The sequence below is a fragment of the Dehalococcoidia bacterium genome (assembly GCA_021295915.1).
Taxonomy (GTDB): Bacteria; Chloroflexota; Dehalococcoidia; order Lucifugimonadales; family UBA1123; genus VXRN01.
Window position 1 is genome coordinate 35,225 of the sequence record JAGWBK010000023.1, and the last position, 20,666, is coordinate 55,890.

General features: G+C 60.8%; 18 protein-coding genes. 11 read left to right on the forward strand and 7 right to left on the reverse strand.

From position 1 onward, the window contains the following. Positions 1 to 41: 41 nt before the first annotated feature. On the forward strand, positions 42 to 251 hold the full coding sequence (locus tag J4G14_08665; protein MCE2457872.1) for a hypothetical protein: 210 nt from the start codon (positions 42 to 44) through the stop codon (positions 249 to 251). Positions 252 to 357: 106 nt separating this feature from the next. On the opposite strand, the gene J4G14_08670 is transcribed toward J4G14_08665, so the two are convergent. Further along, positions 358 to 1,473, reverse strand: a complete 1,116-nt coding sequence (locus tag J4G14_08670; protein ID MCE2457873.1) for a Rieske 2Fe-2S domain-containing protein — start codon at positions 1,471 to 1,473, stop codon at positions 358 to 360. A gap of 184 nt (positions 1,474 to 1,657) precedes the next feature. Here J4G14_08670 and J4G14_08675 point away from each other — a divergent pair, with 184 nt between their 5' ends. Continuing rightward, on the forward strand, positions 1,658 to 3,685 hold the full coding sequence (locus J4G14_08675; protein ID MCE2457874.1) for a cytochrome P450: 2,028 nt from the start codon (positions 1,658 to 1,660) through the stop codon (positions 3,683 to 3,685). 40 nt (positions 3,686 to 3,725) lie between these two features. Here the strand turns inward: J4G14_08675 and J4G14_08680 are convergent, their stop codons facing one another. Continuing rightward, positions 3,726 to 4,676 (reverse strand): class I SAM-dependent methyltransferase, encoded by a 951-nt coding sequence (locus J4G14_08680; GenBank protein MCE2457875.1) that lies wholly within the window; start codon positions 4,674 to 4,676, stop codon positions 3,726 to 3,728. A 125-nt stretch (positions 4,677 to 4,801) separates the two neighbouring features. Then, positions 4,802 to 7,282: an MMPL family transporter gene (locus tag J4G14_08685; GenBank protein MCE2457876.1), complete on the reverse strand. Its 2,481-nt coding sequence runs from the start codon at positions 7,280 to 7,282 to the stop codon at positions 4,802 to 4,804. Between the two features lie 440 nt (positions 7,283 to 7,722). Here J4G14_08685 and J4G14_08690 point away from each other — a divergent pair, with 440 nt between their 5' ends. Then, entirely contained in the window at positions 7,723 to 7,998 is a 276-nt protein-coding gene (locus tag J4G14_08690) for a type II toxin-antitoxin system RelE/ParE family toxin (protein ID MCE2457877.1), read from the forward strand. After that, positions 7,995 to 8,270: a HigA family addiction module antidote protein gene (locus tag J4G14_08695; protein ID MCE2457878.1), complete on the forward strand. Its 276-nt coding sequence runs from the start codon at positions 7,995 to 7,997 to the stop codon at positions 8,268 to 8,270. The genes J4G14_08690 and J4G14_08695 overlap by 4 nt, the downstream gene beginning before the upstream one ends. A 59-nt stretch (positions 8,271 to 8,329) precedes the next feature. On the opposite strand, the gene J4G14_08700 is transcribed toward J4G14_08695, so the two are convergent. Next, positions 8,330 to 8,992, reverse strand: a complete 663-nt coding sequence (locus J4G14_08700; GenBank protein MCE2457879.1) for a hypothetical protein — start codon at positions 8,990 to 8,992, stop codon at positions 8,330 to 8,332. 537 nt (positions 8,993 to 9,529) lie between these two features. Between J4G14_08700 and J4G14_08705 the strand changes: the two genes are divergently transcribed. The 6 genes from J4G14_08705 to J4G14_08730 all read left to right on the forward strand — a co-directional run bounded on the left by J4G14_08705 (position 9,530) and on the right by J4G14_08730 (position 16,976). After that, positions 9,530 to 9,721 (forward strand): hypothetical protein, encoded by a 192-nt coding sequence (locus tag J4G14_08705; protein ID MCE2457880.1) that lies wholly within the window; start codon positions 9,530 to 9,532, stop codon positions 9,719 to 9,721. Beyond that, entirely contained in the window at positions 9,718 to 12,240 is a 2,523-nt protein-coding gene (locus J4G14_08710) for an ABC transporter substrate-binding protein (protein ID MCE2457881.1), read from the forward strand. The genes J4G14_08705 and J4G14_08710 overlap by 4 nt, the downstream gene beginning before the upstream one ends. Positions 12,241 to 12,573: 333 nt before the next feature. Further along, positions 12,574 to 13,947, forward strand: coding sequence for a branched-chain amino acid ABC transporter permease (locus J4G14_08715; protein MCE2457882.1), 1,374 nt, complete (start codon positions 12,574 to 12,576; stop codon positions 13,945 to 13,947). Positions 13,948 to 14,120: 173 nt separating this feature from the next. Then, on the forward strand, positions 14,121 to 15,170 hold the full coding sequence (locus tag J4G14_08720; GenBank protein ID MCE2457883.1) for a branched-chain amino acid ABC transporter permease: 1,050 nt from the start codon (positions 14,121 to 14,123) through the stop codon (positions 15,168 to 15,170). Beyond that, positions 15,167 to 15,997: an ATP-binding cassette domain-containing protein gene (locus J4G14_08725; protein ID MCE2457884.1), complete on the forward strand. Its 831-nt coding sequence runs from the start codon at positions 15,167 to 15,169 to the stop codon at positions 15,995 to 15,997. Before J4G14_08720 ends, J4G14_08725 begins: the two co-directional genes overlap by 4 nt. 232 nt (positions 15,998 to 16,229) lie before the next feature. Continuing rightward, on the forward strand, positions 16,230 to 16,976 hold the full coding sequence (locus tag J4G14_08730) for an ABC transporter ATP-binding protein (protein ID MCE2457885.1): 747 nt from the start codon (positions 16,230 to 16,232) through the stop codon (positions 16,974 to 16,976). A 142-nt stretch (positions 16,977 to 17,118) separates the two neighbouring features. Here J4G14_08730 and J4G14_08735 read toward each other — a convergent pair whose 3' ends face one another. The 3 genes from J4G14_08735 to J4G14_08745 form a co-directional block, all read right to left on the reverse strand. Then, positions 17,119 to 17,325: a CDGSH iron-sulfur domain-containing protein gene (locus J4G14_08735; protein MCE2457886.1), complete on the reverse strand. Its 207-nt coding sequence runs from the start codon at positions 17,323 to 17,325 to the stop codon at positions 17,119 to 17,121. Positions 17,326 to 17,379: 54 nt separating this feature from the next. Continuing rightward, positions 17,380 to 19,260, reverse strand: a complete 1,881-nt coding sequence (locus J4G14_08740) for an FAD-binding protein (protein ID MCE2457887.1) — start codon at positions 19,258 to 19,260, stop codon at positions 17,380 to 17,382. A gap of 104 nt (positions 19,261 to 19,364) precedes the next feature. Beyond that, positions 19,365 to 19,625 (reverse strand): zf-HC2 domain-containing protein, encoded by a 261-nt coding sequence (locus J4G14_08745; GenBank protein MCE2457888.1) that lies wholly within the window; start codon positions 19,623 to 19,625, stop codon positions 19,365 to 19,367. A gap of 315 nt (positions 19,626 to 19,940) precedes the next feature. On the opposite strand from J4G14_08745, the gene J4G14_08750 reads away from it, so the two are divergent. Then, positions 19,941 to 20,498: a sigma-70 family RNA polymerase sigma factor gene (locus J4G14_08750; GenBank protein MCE2457889.1), complete on the forward strand. Its 558-nt coding sequence runs from the start codon at positions 19,941 to 19,943 to the stop codon at positions 20,496 to 20,498. Positions 20,499 to 20,666: the final 168 nt, after the last annotated feature.

Genomic DNA, 20,666 nt, shown 5'->3' on the forward strand with positions numbered 1-20,666 from the left:
GTTTCAGCTCGGACTGGACCGTAATCGGCGTAACCACTCTGATGGTCTTTCTCGGCGGGATTGGCTTCCTGGTGCTGTCGGACATAGTCTCCCGTCGCAGGTTCGGACGCTTCAGTCTGACGACCAAGCTGGTCGTCGCGGCCACCGCCCTGGTCCTGCCCATCAGCATCGGCACGTTTCTTGTGCTTGAGTACAGCAATCCCGGGACACTGGGAACTCTGCCCCTTGATCAGAAGGTTGCCACGGCGTGATGGCTGGCAGTTCGTAGGTCAACAGCGGGCTGATTCCGTCAGGCTCTTGTCACTCCGATGTATTTCATCCACGCCCGCAAACCGGAGTAGCGCGGCGGGCCCTACCCTAACGACGAGCGGTCGTTGTCTCGAACGGGGCCGTTGAGCCGCGGAAGCTGGACCGCAGTTGAGGCGGAGGCGTGTTCTCGCCCTCGCTCGGGTCTGGGTAGAACTGGGCGCAGTAGTATCTGAAGGGCATGATCTTGCCGTCGGACCGGCAGAGACGGGGACGCGATACGTACTGCTTGCGGCTCCAGATGACCACGTCCTGCAGGACGTCATCCCGCTGCTGGGCCGCCATGAACCTGTTGATCAAGGGCGCTCGCCAGCTCACAGGGAACAGTCCCAAGCCTATGATCCTCCGCCTGGGCTTCCGAATCTCCCGCGCCTGCGAGACCAGCGTGAGGTCTATGAGCTTGCCGTCGACCGGAGTCGCCAGCACCCACAGGCGCATGTCCATGCCGATCGAGTGCTCGCGGACCTCCACGTACGAGTAGCCCAGCCCATAAATATGGGCGTGGGCAGAGACGTCAAGAGTGAGGCTCGCGAACCTGGCGATGGTGCGAACCCTCTTGAAGTCGAATTGAGCCTCCAGCAGGTGGCCGTCCACAGACACTTCCTGGACGGGGTTCACGTTGTCGTAGCCGTGCACGTATCGCAGGTGGGCCATGTCCACAGAGTTCTCTGTAGTCTCCTGAGGGTGGCCCGGAAAGCGGAGGGTGTTGACCTTGAAGTCGCACCATCCGACCTGGTCAGGCGCCTTTTCGGGCAGACGCCACTGCGGCTCCCGTCCGCCTATTCCCCACCAGGCGAAGATCAGCCCGTTGATTTCGTGCGTCTCGAAGGTGCGCAGCTTGGCGGTCCTTGGCGCCTCGGCGTAGGGAGTGGCGACGCACTGGCCGGTGGTGTCGAACTCGTATCCGTGGAATGGGCAGATAAGCAGGCCGTCGCGTACGCAGCCCCCTGCCTCAGGTCCCAGGTCGGAGCCAAGGTGCGGGCAGACCGACTCGGCTACGCAGGCACGTCCGTTCCGGTCACACCAGATGACGACGTTCACGCCCATCCAGGTCTTCTGGACGAGCCCGGACTTCAGTACGGCCTGGCGGGTCGCGACGAAGTACCAACCCTCGGGAAATGGGGAGGGCAACGGAACATTAGCGGGCCCACTGCGCTGGGTTACCATAGTTCAGCACTCCCTGTGGGAATTTTGGGATTAATCGCAACCATTTAACGCAATTACACTTGTGTCTCAGTTAGCATTATAATAGAAATCGTATCCTTTCCTCGCCCTGTAAGCTGTGATTCACAAATATAGGTTAATTTATGTGGTATAGTTATACCATTAACGTCAATGAGGGGCAAGGTAAATGACTATCACAAAGGATGCTGTTAAGACCCAGGTGCTAAGCCTGCCGGAAGAACTCATCCTGATGCTTCTAAACGAGGAGAGCGGCTACTTTTATCAGGTACCCGGCTGGGACCTGAACTGTGCCGTGGTCGGCGCCGTTCTCGCGGAACTCTCGATCGAGTCCCGCATCGACACCGACAGGGACTCGCTGTTCGTTCTGGACGACACTGAGACGGGCAACTCCACGCTGGACCCCATCCTGAAGGAGATCGCGAGCGAGCCCGCTCAGCACAACGCCCAGTACTGGATCGAACGGCTCTCTCATTATGCGGAGTCGATTATCGATCAGACCCTGGACCGCCTCGTCCGCCTGAATATCCTGGAGTACCACGACGGCGATTTCTGGACGGTGGCTCCTAACGTGGAACAGACGGTACTGTTCGACGACGCCGAGGAAGGGACCAGGATACAGTTCGTCAAGACGCGCATCCGCAACGAGATCTACAACAACGAGATCCCCGACCCAAGAGACGTCATCATCATCTGTCTCATCAATACGTGCGACGTCTTTCGCTTCATGTTCAATCTCGATGAGCAGGCTGAGGAGCGCATCGAGTTCATCTGCAACATGGACCTGATAGGCCGGTCCATTGCCGCCGCGGTCTCCAACAATCTGGCCGGTCCGGTGCTTCGACACTCCCGTCTAAGTAAGAAGATCCCGACCGTCTCCCTGACGAAGATGCTGTTCAACCGGCACATCCGCACCGGAAACGTTCCCGCGCTCTTTGCCGACCTCGCAAAAGAGTACGGCCCGGTGTTCCAGATCCGGCCTCCGTTTGCCGCGCCCATGATCATGCTGGCCGGGCCTGAGACAAACCGCTGGGTGCACCGGCGTGGACGCCTGCACCTGAGGTCCAGGGACTACTTCGCCGACTTCGAGAAAGTGTATGGCGCGTCCGGAGTATTGCCTTCCATGGATGGCGCCGATCATTTCCGGCTCCGCAAGTCACTGTCGCCGGCGTACTCTCGCGGAAGACTCATGGGTCAGCTGGACGAACTCTACCATCAAACGCGGAAGTATATGGCGGACTGGGAAGTTGGAGAGTTCTATCCTGCGACGACCATGTGCCGGCGAATGATTAACGCGCAACTCTCCGCGCTCTTTGTCAGCGTTGATTCTCAGGATATCTTTGATGATCTGACGACGTACAAGGAACGGGCGCTCATGACTCACATCATGAAGATACTGCCCAAATTCATGCTTAAGACGCCGGGCATGAGACGCCGCGCGAACACCGTCGATGAGCTCCTCGAACGGATCCAGAGCGTACATACGCCTGCCCAGCGGGCTGACAGTCCCCGGGATCTTGCCGACGACCTTCTCAGCCTGCACGCGAGCGACCCCCAGTTTGTACCGGAGTCCAATCTGCGCTTCGCTCTTTCGGCAGCGCTGATTGCCAGCGTATACCTCGGCGACGCGTTCAGCTTCGCCATGTATGCCATGGTATCGCAGCCAGAGATCTACGCCAGGATCCAGAGTGAAGCCGACGCGCTGTTCGACAACGGTGATCCGGATGCCATGGACTTCAACCCGGCCTCAATCGACGTCACACACCGCTTCCTCATGGAGTGCCTGCGTATGTACCCGATTGTTCCGATGTCTCTCCGGAACGTGATGAATTCGTGTGTGGTCGAGGGCTATGAGCTACCGCTGGGATCGCGGCTTTACATTGCCCAGACAGCTTCACACTACATGGACGACGTCTTTCCCGACCCCTTCAAATTCGATATCGATCGCTATTTGCCCCCGCGCAATGAGCACCACAGTCCGGGGTTCGCGCCTTACGGGCTGGGCACGCACACGTGTCTTGGCTCCCGGTGGATGGAGCTGCAGCTGGCCGTCAATGTGCTTATGGTCGCGCACTACTTCAATATCAAGGTGTTCCCACCGAACTACAACCTGAAGTTCAGCCCGCTGCCGTCGATGAAGCCGAGTAAGAACCTGAAGTTCGACATAGTCGAGCGGAGGCGCGAGTTGAACGTCTGACGCACCTTGGGATCGCCCGGCAGACTGCGAACGAGAGGACTTAGAGGGGTTTGCGAGCCAGGAAACAGTACAACGGCGTGAAGATCCCGGCTCTGCCGCCTGCGACGTAGGCGTTGGCGGTACGGTCCATTAGTCTGATGACGTCCGCGGACCCATTCGGGAACACTCCCAACACCTCTGCCAACCTGGATGCACCGATGAACAGCTTGCGGCCTAGCGGCACCCTGTACAGGGTGCTGCTTGGCGTTCCATGCTGGGTTTCCATGGGCTGATACCACGGCGTGGTCGGACCGCTCTCCTCGACAGCCAGATCCCTCCCCTCGATGACCTGAAATCCCGCCGTTTCGAGGTCTCGGTTCACCTCATCCATAGTCGCGATCTCCTTGAGCGCGATGCCGTGCATTAAGTCCTGTTTGGCGGCCCGGTGCAGATTGTCGTTAGGATCGAACTTGTCCGTCATGCACATTTCCTGACCCCAGAAAAGGGCTCCGGGTTTCAGCACGCGGTATATCTCGGCGAACGCGCCTGCCTTGTCCGGCGCATGGCATGTCGATTCGATCGCGTAGCCTCGGTCGAATGTGTCGTCCGCAATGGCGTCCATGTTCATGAAGCTACATGCAAGGTAGTCGACCATGTGGTCGATCCCCGCCTCGGCGTTCAACGATTTGGCCTTATCGAGTTGGATTTCGCTGCTATTGACCCCTACGACCCTGACGCCAGCTTCCCGGACGACGCGGCGCATTGGGCCGCCGATCCCGCAGCCCACATCCACCACCGTCATGCCCTCGCCCAACTCCAGCCTGGCGATTATCAGTCGCTGGTGCCGGACCTTGGAGTCCTCCAGACTCTCGCCCGGCGACAACGGCGCGAAGTGGAGAGACTCGCCCCAACCGAACACCATGAACTCGCTGCAAAGATCGTAGTACTCCTTGACGGTTTCGGCGTGGTTGTAGCCCGTTGCGCCGTCAGTTTCTGCGGGCGCCCTGTCCATCCATCGAGTCCTCTCACACGACGGTGGGTGTCCGCCCACGGTACGCGGCCTTCAGATCCTTGGATAGCTTGCGGAGTTGCAGGAGACTTTCCAAAATGCGGTAACCTCCGGTTACTTGGTGGAGCCTAGGACGTTTCGCCCTCCTCGTGGCGCCTGAACGTGTCCTCGATGGTCACGTCCAGCTCATCCCAGTAGCGTTCCACCATGGAGCGCAGCCGCATGTTCTGGTATGCGCCCCAGACCACCATCGCGGGCAGCACCACCAGTGCGGAGACTATCAGCGAGTAGACGATCGTGATGGTCGCCGTGATGCCGAACTGTGCGGACGCCTGAAGCGGCGAGGCTATCAGCACGCCGAACCCGAACGCGGTCGTCAGTGCAGAACCCAGCAGAGCGGAACCCGTCGTCGAGAGCGTCCTGATTGCGGCCTGCTCGGGGTTGCGCAGGTGGGCGAATTCCTCCCGGTACCGGTGAATCACGTGGATGGTGTAGTCCACTCCTATACCGATAGACAGCGCCGTGATGATCGACGTAACCAGCGTGTAGGGAATGTCCAGCAGCGCCATCGTGCCAAGTACGCAGATGAGGACTAGCACGATCGGCGCAACCGCGACGATCCCCAGCGCGGGCTGGCGCAGCGTCACCCAGAAGAAGATGCTGAGTATGCCCATGGCTGCTACGACAGTGGTGCCGATCGACTCCGTCTGGCCGGCAGTGATCTGGTCAGTGACCGCGACCGCGACGATGCTCTCCGAGAGCGCCGTGATGGTGTCGTCCTCGCCAAACCAGAGCGCCTCGATCTCACCCTGGAGATTCCGGGTCTGCTCGGGTTCGTGCGTGTAGGTCGGGAAGTGGAGCAGCATCGTATCGACGCCTGCCGGGTCGTTGACCAGCAGCCACATCAGCTCGGGCTCTCTCTCGATTAGCTTGTCGACGAACTGCTGCATCAGCACCGGATCGAGTTCCACCCCGGGAGAGGCTTCGTCAAAGAGCGCTGCCAGCTCTGGGTCGTACTTGTCGCCGGGCTCGCCGGAGTCGTGTGTCCAGTCGCGGACCAGTTCTTCATACGAGCCCGTGATCGGTCCACCTGCCGCCTGAGGGCGGCGCTGTTCGTCTTCGAATCCGGTCGTGAGATCGTGCAGGTTGAGAAGCGTCCTGCTCGCTGTGATTTCGGTCTGCACCAGTACGGTGGCGACCTCCGTTGAGCCGCCGACCGCTGCCTCGAGGGTGTTCATGTCCTCGATCACGCTCCCACCTCTGGGCAGGATGTCCTTGATGCTGAACTCGGACTTCAGGTCCCTCGCGGAGAAGCCCATGACCACTGTTATCGCGATGATGACAACTAGGAAGGGCGCCGGCCAGCGCGTTACCCACACTCCGAGGTGCTCTGCCATCTGGCTGATGCCGGGAAGCGCGTTCGACATCGGGCGGGCCGGCTTCAGAGTGTCGCGCGACTCGCGCCGCCGGTCGATGATGGTGCGCCCGGCCGGGATCAGCGTCAGCATCACGATCAGGCTCAATCCCACGCCCAGCCCGGCGACGATGCCGAAGTCGCCAATCACACCGATCGGTGAGAACAGCGTTGCCAGCAGGCTGACGATGGTCGTGACGGCAGCCAGCATCAGCGGTACCGTGACGTTCCGCAGTCCCGTCCTCACCGCCTGCATAACCGGCAGGCCGGCGATTCGCTGTTCGCGGTAGTGCGAGATCGCCTGGATTGCATAGTCCACCGTCAGGCTGATGATGATGACGGGCACCATCGCTGTTAGAGAGCTCGGAGGACCTATCAGAGACAGTCCATTCGGCCCGAGCCAGCCCTCTGCACCAACGACCCACGTAATCGACAGTATTAGGCCCAGCAGTGTCAGCAGCATGTCCGAGAGCGCACGAGTGAACACGAAGAGCAGCACCGCTATCAGCACCAGCGCCAGCCCTATCAGCGGCGCCATTCCGGTCTCAGTGGCCTCCCTGTACTCGTCCTCGACGATCACCGGTGACAGGCTGCTCACGCTCAGCGGGCCCTCGTCCGCCGCCGCCATCTCATTTATCTTCCGTTCGGCGTCCCTGGTCCTATCGTCGCCCGTATCGCTCAGGCGTATGTTGGCGACTGCCACCGGTGTGCCGTCGGTGCCGGTGCCGGTCATCGCATCGAGGGCGTCCCCGATCTCCGGCACGTTGCGCACGGCGTCGATCTCCGCCTGAGAGACTGACTCGAAGCTGCCCGTCTGGAGAACGGCGTTCACCACGTACGAAGGCGCGAAGATCGCATCGACAGGCACCAGAAGCTGGCCTACGCTAGGATCGCTGATGACCTCATTGATCAGGGAGTCCATCTGTGCGAGGCCACCGGGCGTAAGCGCATCCCCTCGGAAGATGAGCGTTACGATGCTGACTTCGCTGGACTCTCCGAAGTGCTCATCTATCTCCTGTGTCGCGGTGACGATGGGGTGTCCGGGCGGGAGGAACGCCACGTCCGCGCCCTCTGTAGGCGGGACGCGCATCGTAGTTCCCATGGCCATCACAACGGTAAGGACGAGGAGAACGCCTATCGTGATCCACGGACGGACCGTTACCAGCCAGCTCAACCTGTCGAGTATCTGATTCATGGCGTCAGACCCCAATGTGATTGTGAGCGAAATATATTCATAGACGCCTGTGCTGTAACCATTTCTATATGGCCGTCTGATGTTACAGCCGACGATACACTCTGTAAATGCGTTAGACGCCATTACCTAACGAAATCTTCGACCCTTATACTGTCACACTTGGCTATGCTGCGGGTGGTTGTGTCAGTTCAAATTGACTCGCCATTCAAGAACAAAGCCCCCTCTCCCTCAGGGCTGATAGGGGTAGGTATTCGCAGGTCGTCATTCCGGCGAAGGCCGGAACCCACGAAGTGGCTCGCCGTTCGGCAATCCAGAGGTGTGTGAGTGGTGTCCAGTAGGTTGGGGTGAGGGTGAAGGCACTGCCTGCCAACCTGACGTAGGCTCCGGCTGTGTAAGAATTCGGCATTGACACCTGAGAGGTGATAGGTGACACTGATCCTGTGATCTTAAGCATCAGACACAGAGGCTTGGCCAGTCTGTATGAACGTGGGGACGGTAGCCGTCTTCCACCCGAACACCTCGCCAAGATTGAACGGATACTCGCCAGGCTGGACATAGCGACGCAGCCGAGCGACATGGACCTGCCCGGCTACAGGCTTCATCGGCTGAGAGGAGAACTCAGAGGTCTGTGGTCCGTCAGAGTTTCGGCGAACTGGAGAATCGTCTTTCGATTCGATGGCAGCAACGTTCGCGACGTTGATTACATCGGCCCATAAACAATCCACCCCACCCTGGACTATCCATCCGCTACGACTGCCTTGAGCCTTTAGGCCTCAGCGTCACAGACGCTGCCGCTCATCTTGGAGTCAGCCGTAAGCAGCTATCCGACGTATTGAATGGTCATTCAGGGATCTCAGCTGAGATGGCCATACGTCTGGACAAGGCATTTGGTGGCGGTGCATCGACGTGGTATCAACTGCAGGCGGCGTACGACTTGGCTCAAGTGATGAAGAGAGCCGACCAGATCGAGGTCCAGCGTGTCGCCTGAGGTCGACTTCAGCTTGTAGCTTAGATTGCTAAACCATCCGCTTTCGCTACGCTAGTCCCTCACACAGCGCAGCAGGCGGCGGTGCAGGTCCTAAGGCCGAACAGGCAGCTGCGGCAGGAGCATAACTGCAGCTCGTCGTCGTCGTTGTCCTCGCCGTGAATGCCCTCGATCCCCTCCCGGACGAGCCAGGGAACCAGCAGCAGCGCCGTTACGGCGTCCAGCCACCACCAACCCAGCAGCGCGTTGGCGACCAGCCCGACCAGCAGCGTGAGGGAGAGGTACGAGCAGGCCATCGTCTCCTTCGCCTCGATGGCGATGGACTGCAGGTTGCTTTTCGCCGCGACCTGTAACTTCCAGACGGCGATGAGGGGCATGAATACCACGGAGAATATCGCGAGCCCGATGCCGACCAGCGACTCCTCTGCGCCGGCCCGACCGGCCAGGGCCCATACTGAGCTGAAGACGATGACCGCCGAAAGTACCATGAAGGTCCAGCCGATGATTCGTACGACACGGTGCTCGACCGCCTCCGCGTACTCGTTGTCCTCGATGCCGAGCCTCCAGAGTACGAGAGATGCCGCGGCCACCTCTATGTAGCTGTCGGCGCCGAAGGAGACCAGCGCAATGCTGCCCGCGGCGATCCCCGACCAGAGCGCGATAACCCCCTCCACGACGTTGTAGAGGACCGTCACCACGAGCAGGAACCTGGCAAAGTTAAGCAATGCCGTCGTCCTCCCCCAACGAGTCCAGTGCGGCGTGGGAGAAGATGCGGACGGCGTGGACGCGTGTTGACCCTGCCCCGTCAAGGCGCACGTGGTCGTTCCAGGCTGTCTCCACAGCAGCCATCTCCAACTCCATCGGCTGCATTGTATCCGAATCACTCAGATCGGGTTTTGACTGTCCTCGGAAAATCTGGGATATGATTCGGAAGTCGCTGAATCGTCTCATCAAACTGGAACAGAGGAGGTAGGGGCAACATGGACGCGCTGTTCGTGGCGCTGTCGCTGTCGGTCGGACGCAGGCTGTGGAGAGAGGCGGGCGGTAGGCTATAGCAGGCCGAGTTGCGAGTTTTCCCATTCGGGCCGGTATCTTCATGGACTCGCACGCGCACCGAACCCAATTCCACAATCGTTTTCACGCGAATTTTCGTAAAGATCAGTAACGTGCGTGTATAATGTCACACCATACGAAAACAAAGTAGGGACTGACACAAATGTGTCATGCAAGTTGGACGTTATACACCCGGTGAGGAGGGTAAAGTGAGCAAAATTCGCTTGATGACATTACTAGTTCCGGTGGTGCTCGTGGCTCTGTTTGCGGCAGCATGTGCCAGCGAAGAGGCACCCGCGCCCGCGCCCACCCCGGACTTCTCGGCTCTGATTCAGCAGGCGATGCAGTCGCAGCCATCGGGGGCAACTCCAGATGAGGTCGCTGCCGCAGTGCCGGCGTGACCGCGGCACAGGTTGCTGACTCCATAGCTAAGGCGCTGTCGGACCGGCCCGGCATCACTGAAGCGCAGGTGGCCGACGCTATAGCAGGGGCCATTGCCGATCGGCCCGGTGTCACTGAGGACCAGATGGCGAGCGCCATCGCCAACGCCCTCACACAGCAGACCCCAGGTCTGACCGAAGCCGAGGTAGCCGCAGCGATAACCAGGGCGCTCGAAGACCGCCCCGGGATCTCTCAGGAAGACATCCAGATGGCTGTCGAAATGGCAGTTGAAGAGGCGATGACTCCCGAGCCGTTCAGGATCGGCGTCATGGACTCCCTCACCGGCGTCGGCGAGTCCTACGGCAACCCGATCGTCAACGCCAAGCAGCTGGCCGTGGACGAGATCAACGCCATGGGCGGCATAAACGGCCGGATGCTCGAGCTGATCATCGAAGACTCAAAGTGCAACGCACAGGATGCGATCACCGCCTATAGAAAGCTGACCGACGTCGACGGCGTTAGGATCATCCTGGGCACGACATGCAGCGGCGCGATGCTCGGCGCAGCCCCGCTGGCCGAAGAGGACAGGGTAATCCTGCTCTCGCCATCCGCCACCAACCCGGACATCTCCGTTGCGGGCGACTACATCTTCCGCACGGCAATAAGCGACGCACAGCTTGGAGCAGACGCCGGCAACGCAATGTGGGTTGACGGCATCAGAAACCTGGTGACCATCACAGAGACGACCGACTACGCCGAGGGCGTTCGCAGGACCAGCGTTGAGCAGTTCCAGAAGCTTGGCGGCAAGGTCATCGGCGAGGAGCGCTACTCATCCGACTCGACGGACTTCAGGACCCAGCTCACAAAGCTGATAGGACTGGAGCCGGACGGGATACTTCTTGCCGCACAGGGCGAGCTGCCGGGTGGAACGATCATCAAGCAGGCGCGCGAGCTGGGCTACGACGGCCCAATCTACACCGAGAGCGTGCCAACGGGCGCTACCGCGCTCGAAATTGCCGGTGACGCCGCCACAGGCGTGAAGTCCATCATCCCCGCGGACCTCGACCCGAACAACCGCACCGCGCAGGACATGCTGGCCAACTTCCGTGAGACTTACGGCTACCTTACCCTCGCCTGGTTCCTCGGTTCGGCCTACGACACGGTGTATATCGCCGCCGAGTGCCTCGGTCGCACCGGAAATGACCAGGACTCCAGCGGCTTCCGAAACTGCATGAACGACATCTCCCACAGCGGCACCATCGGAGTGGACTACAGCTTCGATGCCAATGGCGACGTGGTAGGTTTGTCCTACGCAGTGGTTGAGATCCTGCCGGTGGCCGAGCGCAATGACGACAACCTGGGCTACAAGCCCCTCGGTCCGGCCCCAAGCACGTCGATGGCCATGGCGGCCATGGACGACGGCATGATGATGATGGACGATAAGCCGTTCAGGATCGGCGTGATGGAGTCGGTCACCGGCCCAGGCGAGACCTACGGCAACGTGGCCGTGCAGGCCAAGCAGATGGCCGCCGCTGAGATCAACGCAGCGGGCGGCATCAACGGTCGGATGCTTGAGCTGATCGTCGAGGACGAGAAGTGCAACGCGCAGGACTCGATCACGGCGTACAGGAAGCTGACCGACGTCGACGGCGTGAAGATCATTCTCGGAACGTCGTGCAGCGGCGCGATGCTAGGAGCGGCCCCGCTGGCAGAAGAGGACGGCGTCGTCATGTTCTCCGGCCTGGCGACCAACCCTGACATCGCCGAGGCTGGTGACTACATCTTCCGCACGTCGCTGAACGATGCGCAGGTCGGTATCGACACTGGCAACCTGCTATGGGAGGACGGCGTCAGAAAGCTTGCTACCATCTCCGAGTCCACCGACTACGCCGAGGGTGTCCGCAGAACCACTGCCGAACACTTCATGAAGCTTGGCGGTGAGATTGTAGGTGAGGAGCGTTACGCCTCTGACGTGATCGACTTCAGGTCCCAGCTGACCAAGCTGATCAACGCCGCGCCTGACGCGATACACATAGCGGCCCAGTCAGAGTTCACCGGCGGCACGGTAGTCAAGCAGATTCGCGAACTGGGATATGAGGGCAGCCTCTACTCTGAGATCGTACCTGTAGGTACGACCGCTCTGGAGATCGCTGGCGAAGCTGCCACCGGACTGAAGGCGGTAACCGCCGAGCTCGATCCTGCCAACCAGGCGGCGCAGAACGTGCTCGCCAGGTTCCGTGCAACCTACGGTTATGTAACCCTTCCGTGGTATCTCGGTTCCGCCTATGACGATGTGTACATCACCGCCGAGTGCCTGAAGCAGACCGGTGACGACCAGGACGCAGACGGATTCAAGGACTGCATGTACGGCATCACCTGGACCGGCACGATCGGCGAGAACTACAGCTTCGATGAGAGAGGCGAGGTAGTGGGACTGGCCAACGCGGTCGTCGAGGTGCTGCCTCTGGCCGAGCGCACGGACGCCAACCAGGGCTACAAAGTTCTCGGTCCGGCTCCCTCGATGATGATGGGGAACTAAATCTGTGTTAGTGTCATGGGGCTGACCTGCGATGACTCGTGTGCCAGCCCCATGTTGTGCTTGGAAGGGGTTATAAGAGTCCCCCTCCCTCAGAGCCTGCCCCGGACTTGATCAGGGGGCTGACAAGGGTATGTACTACACAAACCGTCGTTCCGGCGGAGGCCGGAACCCAGAGTCCACGAACGAACTATTGGTTTACACGTACCCCTGTGAGTTCCCTCAGGGTGAGAGCCTGCCCCGTACTTGATCCGGGGGTGAAAAGCACAAATACCCATCCCTCTTAACCTCTCCAGGGAGAAGAGGAATCAGGGAAGCGCATCTTCGAGGAGTCACTTGCTAAGTCTCCGAGGTCGCCACAGCACGACCCTGGCAATCGTACTGACCGCGCTGGCCGTTCTGTACATCGGCTGGAAGATCACGCAGTCTCCCGAGCAGGCTTTGCAGTTCACCTTCAACGGCCTTGCTGTGGGCGCCGTGTACGCGCTGCTCGCGATGGGATTCACGCTGGTGTACAGCACGGTCTGGTTCTTCGACCTGTACTACGGCGCAGCGGCCGCTCTCGGGGCATACGGAGTCTTCTACCTCCGCTCACATGACACGCTGGGCGGACGCTACGAGGTCAACGAGCCGATCCTCAACATCCTGTTTGCCGTTGTGACCGCCGGGGTCGTCGCGTGGTCGTTCCACACGAGCTTCGGTTACCGCTTGAGGAGCCGCCTCAACACGACTGCAGTCAGGATCGTTGCACTGCTCATCGGCGCTGCCGCCGGAGTGTACATGGGCTTCGTGCTGAGCTTCCCCAAGGACATCCACACTGTGCTAAGTCCGGCCGTAGGCGTGCTAGTCGCCGTGGCTGTGGTGTGGGTGCTTCATGCCATATACAGGAGCGTGTTCCCCAGGGTCACCACCGCACCTGTCCTGAGCTTGTCGAAGGGGCCCGTCCTGTTAGTCGGCGCGGTGGCCGGAGTCGCCCTCGGAGCGTACTGTGCCGTTGCCGTGTCCGGCTCGCCGGACTGGGGACTGTACCTCACCTGGGGGATCTCCTGCCTGCTGGCCGGCATAGTGGGACTCGCGCTGTACAGGGGTCTGTACGTGTACATGCGAGAGCGGGCGAGGTCCCCGCTGGTCATGCTCGTGGCCACGCTGGGTATCCTGCTCGCGATCACCGCGTTCACCACGATCATATTCCAGAGCGCGCCACGACCCCTGCCCGACGCGTTCGGCAGCACGCCGTGGAAGATCGCCGGTGCGAACATCAAGGGATTCAACGTATTCACCATCGCCGTCGCCCTCGTAGGGTTCGTCTTCCTTCTGTTCCTGCTGAAGATGACCTCTTTCGGGAAGGCCGTCAGGGCTATCGGTGACGACGAAGAGGTATCGAAGGTCGTGGGTATCAACACGACTGTGGTCATCGCCGTCGTGTTCTTCATAGGCGCGATTTACGCCGCCGCCGCGGGCGTGCTGAGCGGACACGATACCGCCATTCAACCCAGGATGGGCCTGCTGCTGCTGCTCAAGGGGTGGATCGCCTCGGTGGTCGGCGGCATCGGGAACATGTACGGCGCAATCGTCGGCGGGTTCGTGCTCGGCCTGATCGAGCAGTTCGGCATCTGGGACCTCGCAGGAGAGTGGAAGGACGCGATCTCGTTCGTCCTTCTGATTCTGTTCCTGTCGTTCTGGCCCAACGGCCTGCTGCCAAGAAAGTAGTTTCGTATTCTCAGAGACGTGGTGAGCGCAAAATGGAGTGAGCAAAACCCCCTCTCCCTCAGAGCCTGCCCCGTACTTGATACGGGGGAGAGGGCTGGGGTGAGGGTGAAAAGGCCGCCTTCCAGCCATCCCCGCGAAAACGGAAAGAGACTCGGAAAGAAGAACCATTGTTGATGAATAGACAGCTGTTCAGGGACTTCGCGACACTGTTCCGAGATCCCAGGACCTTCTGGCAAACCGCCAAGGGCAACGTCCAGCTGTGGGCGAACCTGTTCGTCATCGCGTGGGCCATCGGATTCATGCTGTGGCAGGGCGTCGGATTCGCCATCACCGTGGGGACGGTCTTCGCCATCTGGGCGATACTTGCCGTGAGTCTCAACCTCGTCGTCGGCTTCACCGGACTGCTGTCGGTTGGTCACATCGGCTTCTTCGGCATCGGTGCCTACGCAATGGCGATTCTGAGCTCTAACCCCGAGTACGAGCAGCTCCGCACCGAGGCTATACCCACGTTTGCCTGGCCATTCTTCGCCGCCCTGCCCGTCAGCGTTCTGCTGGCCGGGCTGGTAGCGATAGTCGTGGGCGTGGTGTTCAACAGGTTCAGGGACGATATCTACGTGCTCGTATCGTTCGGATTCGCGATCATCGCGTTCAACGTGTTCCTGAACTGGCGGGGTCTCACCAGGGGAGCATTCGGAATCCACGAGATCGCCCGGCCCAAGATAGGAAACTGGGTGCTCGACGGCGAGCTGGATTTCCTCATCTTCGCGCTGGTGCTCCTCGCCATCGTCATGGTGATAGCGTGGTTCATAGTGACGTCTTCGTTCGGCAGGGTGCTCACCGCAATTCGCGAGGACGAGCAGGCGATCGAGGTCTTCGGCTACCAGGTGACGCAGTACAAGCTCGCCATATGGGTCATATCCGCCATGATGGCGGGACTCGCGGGCGGCCTGTTCAGCAGCTGGACCAGCTTCATAGACCCGTTCTCGTTCGTACTGCTCGAATCGATACTGCTCATATCAATCGTGATTCTCGGAGGACTGGCCACCATCTGGGGCTCTCTGCTCGGCGCGATGGCGTTCGTCCTGCTCGAAGAGGGGATGCGCTTCCTGCCGTTCATGCCAGTCGAGTACATCGGCCAGGCCAGGCAGGTGGTGCTTGGTATACTCCTGGTGCTGCTGATGCTGTTCAGGCCGCAGGGTCTGGTTGGGAGGTACAGGCTATGACGAGGAGCGAGGAAAGAGGAGTGAGAAAAGAGGGGTCGGAGGCGGCCACGATCGTTCGTCCTGAGCTTGTCGAAGGGCCATCTGCAGACCATCACGACTTCGTCCTGGAGACCTCCGAGATCTCCAAGCACTTCGGTGCCGTCAGGGCCGTGGACCGGCTCTCCATCTCCATCCCCAGGACCGGCATGACCAGTATCGTCGGCCCCAACGGCTCGGGCAAATCAACGCTTGTGAACCTTCTCAGCGGCACGCTGCCTCTGGACGGCGGAATAGTCATCATTGACGGCGTCGGCCTAAGGGTCGTGAGGGCGCACGAGACCCCTGAACACGGCATCACGCGCACCTTCCAGGAGGTCAGGCTGTTCGATCAGATCAGCGTCTGGGACAACATCATGGTGGTGCTGACCGAGAGACGCACGTTCCGCGCGCTGATGGAGCGGGGCAAGCAGAGCCACCGTGAGAAGGCGCAGAACATCCTCGAGAACGTCGGCATGTGGGAGAAGCGCGACTCGCTTGCCATGGACCTCTCATACGGCCAGCGCAAGCTGCTTGAGATAGGCCGCGCGATGGCGCTGGATGTCCACACCTACCTGTTCGACGAGCCGTTTGCCGGCCTGTTCCCACAGATGCTGGAGCAGGTTAAGGACATCATGAGGCTCATGCGCGACGAGGGACGCTCCATCATCTTCATCTCCCACAACATGGACATCGTACGAGAGCTGACCGACCACCTGATCGTGCTCGACAGCGGCAGACTTCTCGCAGAGGGAGACGTCACAGAAGTCCTCGCCAGCGATGAGGTGATACAGGCCTACCTGGGGACGTAGACATATGGCGGCATAGGGCCCCCTCTCCCTCGAATCCAGCCATCAGACCCCCTCTCCCTCAGGGCTGAGAGGGGTATGTAAAGATGCACAGACAGGTATGATTACCAGCCGACGGCCTCCTCTCCCTCAGGGAGAGGGCTGGGGTGAGGGTGAAAAGCAAGAATAACTACCCTCTTCGCACCGCCATGAGAGGGCAGGACTTTAGATACTTCCCGAGTACAAGGTAAGAACAGTGATTGGTGAAGAAGAAAGACTCCTAGACCTCGTCGACATATCAGTCCACTACGGCGCGGTCGTCGCGCTCGACCGTATCTCACTGGGCGTGAGCAGGGGCGAAGTCGTCGCCGTGATGGGCCCAAACGGCGCGGGGAAGTCCACCGTACTCAAGGCCATCATGGGCCTCGCTCCCGTGGTAGGCGGAGACGTGTACTGGCGACAGCAGCCGCTGGTCGCAGCCACCCACGAGATAGTCAAAGAGGGCATCGCGTTTGTCCCTCAGGGCAGGCGTGTGTTCACCCACCTCACCATTGAGGAGAACCTCGAAATGGGCTGTCTCTATCTCAACGATCCTGATGAGAAGGACCGGCGCATGGACTCGGTGATGGAGCTGTTCCCGATCCTGCATGAGAAGCGACGCGACCTCGCCAGCCAGATGTCAGGCGGACAGCAGCAGATGCTGGCTCTCGGACGTGGACTCATGGCCGGACCAGAGGTGCTGCTGCTAGACGAGCCGACGCTGGGACTCGCGCCCATAATCGTCAGCGAGGTGTTTCAGAAGGTCTCGGAGATCAGCGAAAGGCTCAACACCACCATCCTGGTCGTCGAGCACAACATCAAGGGAGTCCTGGACATAGTGGACCGCGCCTACGTGCTCGACAGGGGCAGGGTCGTACACGGCGGTACCCCGGATTCAGTCAGGGACACCGATATCCTCACCCGCGTCTTCCTCGGCCAGTACACCCCCGCCGAACAGGAATAACGCCGGACCCCTATTCTCCCCGCCTTTCTTACAAAAGATTCACCCTCGCTACTCCGTGTCACAGCCGCGAATTAGGCTGACATGGACTGGCGGGGGTGGTTTACGAACTGGTAGGGGCAGGTTTAGAACCTGCCCCATTGTGCTACTTCGCCTCGCTATCGGCCTCGAAACCTGCCGGACGATGTGTGCCGTCGCAGAAGGGCTTGTTCTCGCTCTGACCGCAGCGGCACAGCGTTACCACGTCTCCATCGACGGAGTACTCGTTGCCCTGGGCGTCAACGATCTTGAAGTTCCCCTGGACCAGCAGCGGGCCGTTCGCTCGGGGTGTGATTGATACTTCATCTGCCATTCGAAAACCTCCAGTTATCGGCTATTGATAAGACGGTCCTGCGCGCTGATCTTATCACACGCCCAGACGCTGTCTGATCGCAGTCGTCAACTCAGGCACTATCTCATTCCAGTCGCCGAGTATCCCGAAATCGGACGCGCGGAATATCTGCGACCTCGCACTGTTGTTGATCGCGACGATCGTCCCCGACCGCTGTATCCCGACCGTGTGGTTGAACGGTCCGCGCAGCGCGACCGCAACGTACAGCTCCGGCGCGACTGCCTTGCCGGACAGCCCTAACTGATACTGGCGCGGCAGCCATCCGAGGTCGCACACGTCCCGGGTCGTGCCTATGGACGCGCCAAGCGCCGACGCAAGCTCGCGTATCGGCCCGAGGTTCTCAGGCCCGCCGATGCCCATGCCGACTGACACCACCCTCGCCGCACGCTCAAGCTCTGCGCCCTCTGCCGACTCGTCCGACACGCTTCGAAGCACCCTGACCCCTGACGCTTCGACCGTCCCGACGTCGATCCGGTTGACCACCGGCTCGACCGACTCGTCCGGATCGCACGCCGTCAGGATGCCGGGTCGCACAGTCGCCATGTTGGGAAGCGTGCGCGACAGGATTGGCGCGACGATGCTTCCCCCGAACGCCGGCTTGAGCTGTGAGAGCCGTCCTTCGTCGTCTATGTCGAGGCCCACGCAGTCGCCGGTGAGTCCGAGTTCCAGCCTGCCCGCCACTCTCGCTGCGAGGTCGCGCCCGTTGGCAGTGGACGGCACCAGCACTGCGAATGGCGACTGCGCTTTGATCGCCGCCGTCAACGCCGCAGTGTGAGCCTCGGTGTCGTATGTAGCCTGCCCTGAGCCGCCCGCGATGTGCACCGTGTCAGCACCGTACGCAGTCAACTGCCGGATGCGTCCATCGTCGTCGTCCCCAATCAGCACGGCCTCGACGGTGGTGCCTATCTGCGCCGCAAGCTCTCGCGCCCGTCCGAGGAGCTCCAGCGTAACCGGCCGGACCTCACCGCCGATGACCTCTGCGACCACCCAGATCGCCCCCTCCGTTCGTCCTGAGCTTGTCGAAGGGCCTTGCTCCAGCCGTGGCCCTCTGGCCACCCCCGTTCGTCCTGAGCCTGTCGAAGGGGCCTGTCCTGAGCTTGTCGAAGGACCGAACACTCCCCGCTCTTCGAGGAACTCCATCATCTGGGCTACTGCTTCCGCTGGCGGGAGGTCGCGCACGACCGTGCCGAGTCTCGTCGACTCCAGTGAGAATATCTCGTCCACCCATGTCGGAGAGCCGTCCAGCCCGAACTGCGACATGTCGTCGGTCAGGTCGGCGGCGGTAAGCTGCTCTATCGGCCTGGAGGCGGCCTCCGCCATCGCCTCCCGCCTCGGGTAGACCTCCTCGGCTGCGCCGTCCGTTATGGTCACCAGCGCAGGCATCGGGCACTCAAGCTCCTGGTAGCCCTCGTCAGTCAGCCGTGTGGCCGAGATAGTGCCCGCCTCAGGGTTCATGTCGAGCTTCGATACCGCCGTGATCTGCGGAACCCCGAGGATCTCGGCGATCTCAGGCCCGACCTGCCCGGTCTCCGCGTCCGTGCTGTTGCGTCCGCAGATGACGAGGTCTGGCTGCTCTCGTTCGAGGGCCAGCGCCAGTGCACGGGAGGTCGCCAGCGTGTCCGAGCCGGCGAACGCGCGGTCGTTGAGGTGTACAGCGCGGTCAGCACCCATCGCGAGAGCCTGCACGAGCGCGTCGGACGCCTGTGGCGGCCCCATAGTGAGCGCGACGACTTCTGTGCCATGCTCTCCCTTGAGTCGCACAGCTAGCGACAGCGACAGCACGTCGTATGGGTTGACCTCGTTCGGCACACCCTCGCGCACAACACGCCGTGTCTCATTGTCGAACTTGATCATCGAGACAACAGGCACCTGCTTAATGCAAACAGCGATCTTCATGACAGTAGAACCTCAATCAGTCGGGTATTGGGACAGCAACGCGCGCCGCACATTCATCCTGTAGGGGCAGGTTTTAAACCTGCCCCTACCTTGGTAGTTCAACACTACCCACCCCGAATGCGCTCCTGAACACGCTCCCTGAATCCGGCAGGCGCCCCCGACGCGGCGGTCGAATGCAGCAAGTCAATCGTAGCCCTCAGCGTCTCGATGAACGCCGTACACGGACCGCACCGCTCAAGGTGCGACCTGATCCTGGACGACTCCCCCGAGCTGAGGTCGCCGTCGATGAAGTCCGAGGACGCCGCTCTAACCTCGCCGCAGTCGAGCTCGCGTCCCCTGAATAGTCTGACCAGTCGTGAAATCATCCTGCCAGTTACCGCCCCTGTTAAAGCGATTAAACTCTATTCCAACCCCGCCTGACCGTCAACAGCGACCCTCGCCCTCCTCCAACAGACCCCCTCTCCCCACGCACCCACCGTCATTCCCGCGAAAGCGGGAACCCATGGAATGGCTCGCCGCTCGGCAATCCAGAGGGCTGGAGTGAGAGCTACCCCGTACTGGATACGGGGGTGATCAATTCCACTTACTACTAACCCACCTATCAGATACAATTGGATGCAATACACCCCCAATAGGGTGCAACTCGCTCCTGATTCGTCCGAGGTTCCCGTAGAAATACCGTGGCAGAACAGTCCGCACAGCACTCACAGAACTCGGCAGTGGTCCCCGATTTCGAGCAGGTCGTCGAGCAGCACTCAGACCTTGTCTACAACGTCGCCCTCAAGATGATGGGCAGGCCCGAGGACGCCGAAGAGGTCGCGCAGGAGGCCCTGATTTCGGCCTACAGGGCATACGACCGCTTCAGGGGTGACTCGAAGATCACGACCTGGCTGTACCGGATCACAGTCAACGCCGCGCTGATGCGGCTGCGCAAGGACAAGAGGGAGCGGACTCTGACGCGCACCGGCCTCGAGGACGTGGAGATACCGGACTGGTCCGACACGCCCGACCGGTTCGCCTCGAACTCCGAGCTAGGAGACAGGCTGCGCGAGGGCATCGCGATGCTTCCCGAGGACTTCAGGGCCGCAGTCGTGCTGAGAGACGTCGAGGGCCTGACCAACGCCGAAGCCGCCGATGCGCTCGACATCACCGTCTCCTCCTTCAAATCGCGCCTCCACCGCGGCCGCGTCCTCCTGAGAAAACACCTCGAAGAGTACCTCAGCCTCACCCGCACCTGAACCACCCAGCCAACTGGCCCCTTAGTCAATTGATCCCCTCTCCCTCAGGGCTGACAAGCGTAGGTATTCGCAAATCGTCATTCCGGCGGAGGCCGGAATCCAGAGATGTGTGGGTGGTGTCCAGTAGGTTGGAGTCGGACCTTTCGCCCTCACCCCAGCCCTCTCCCC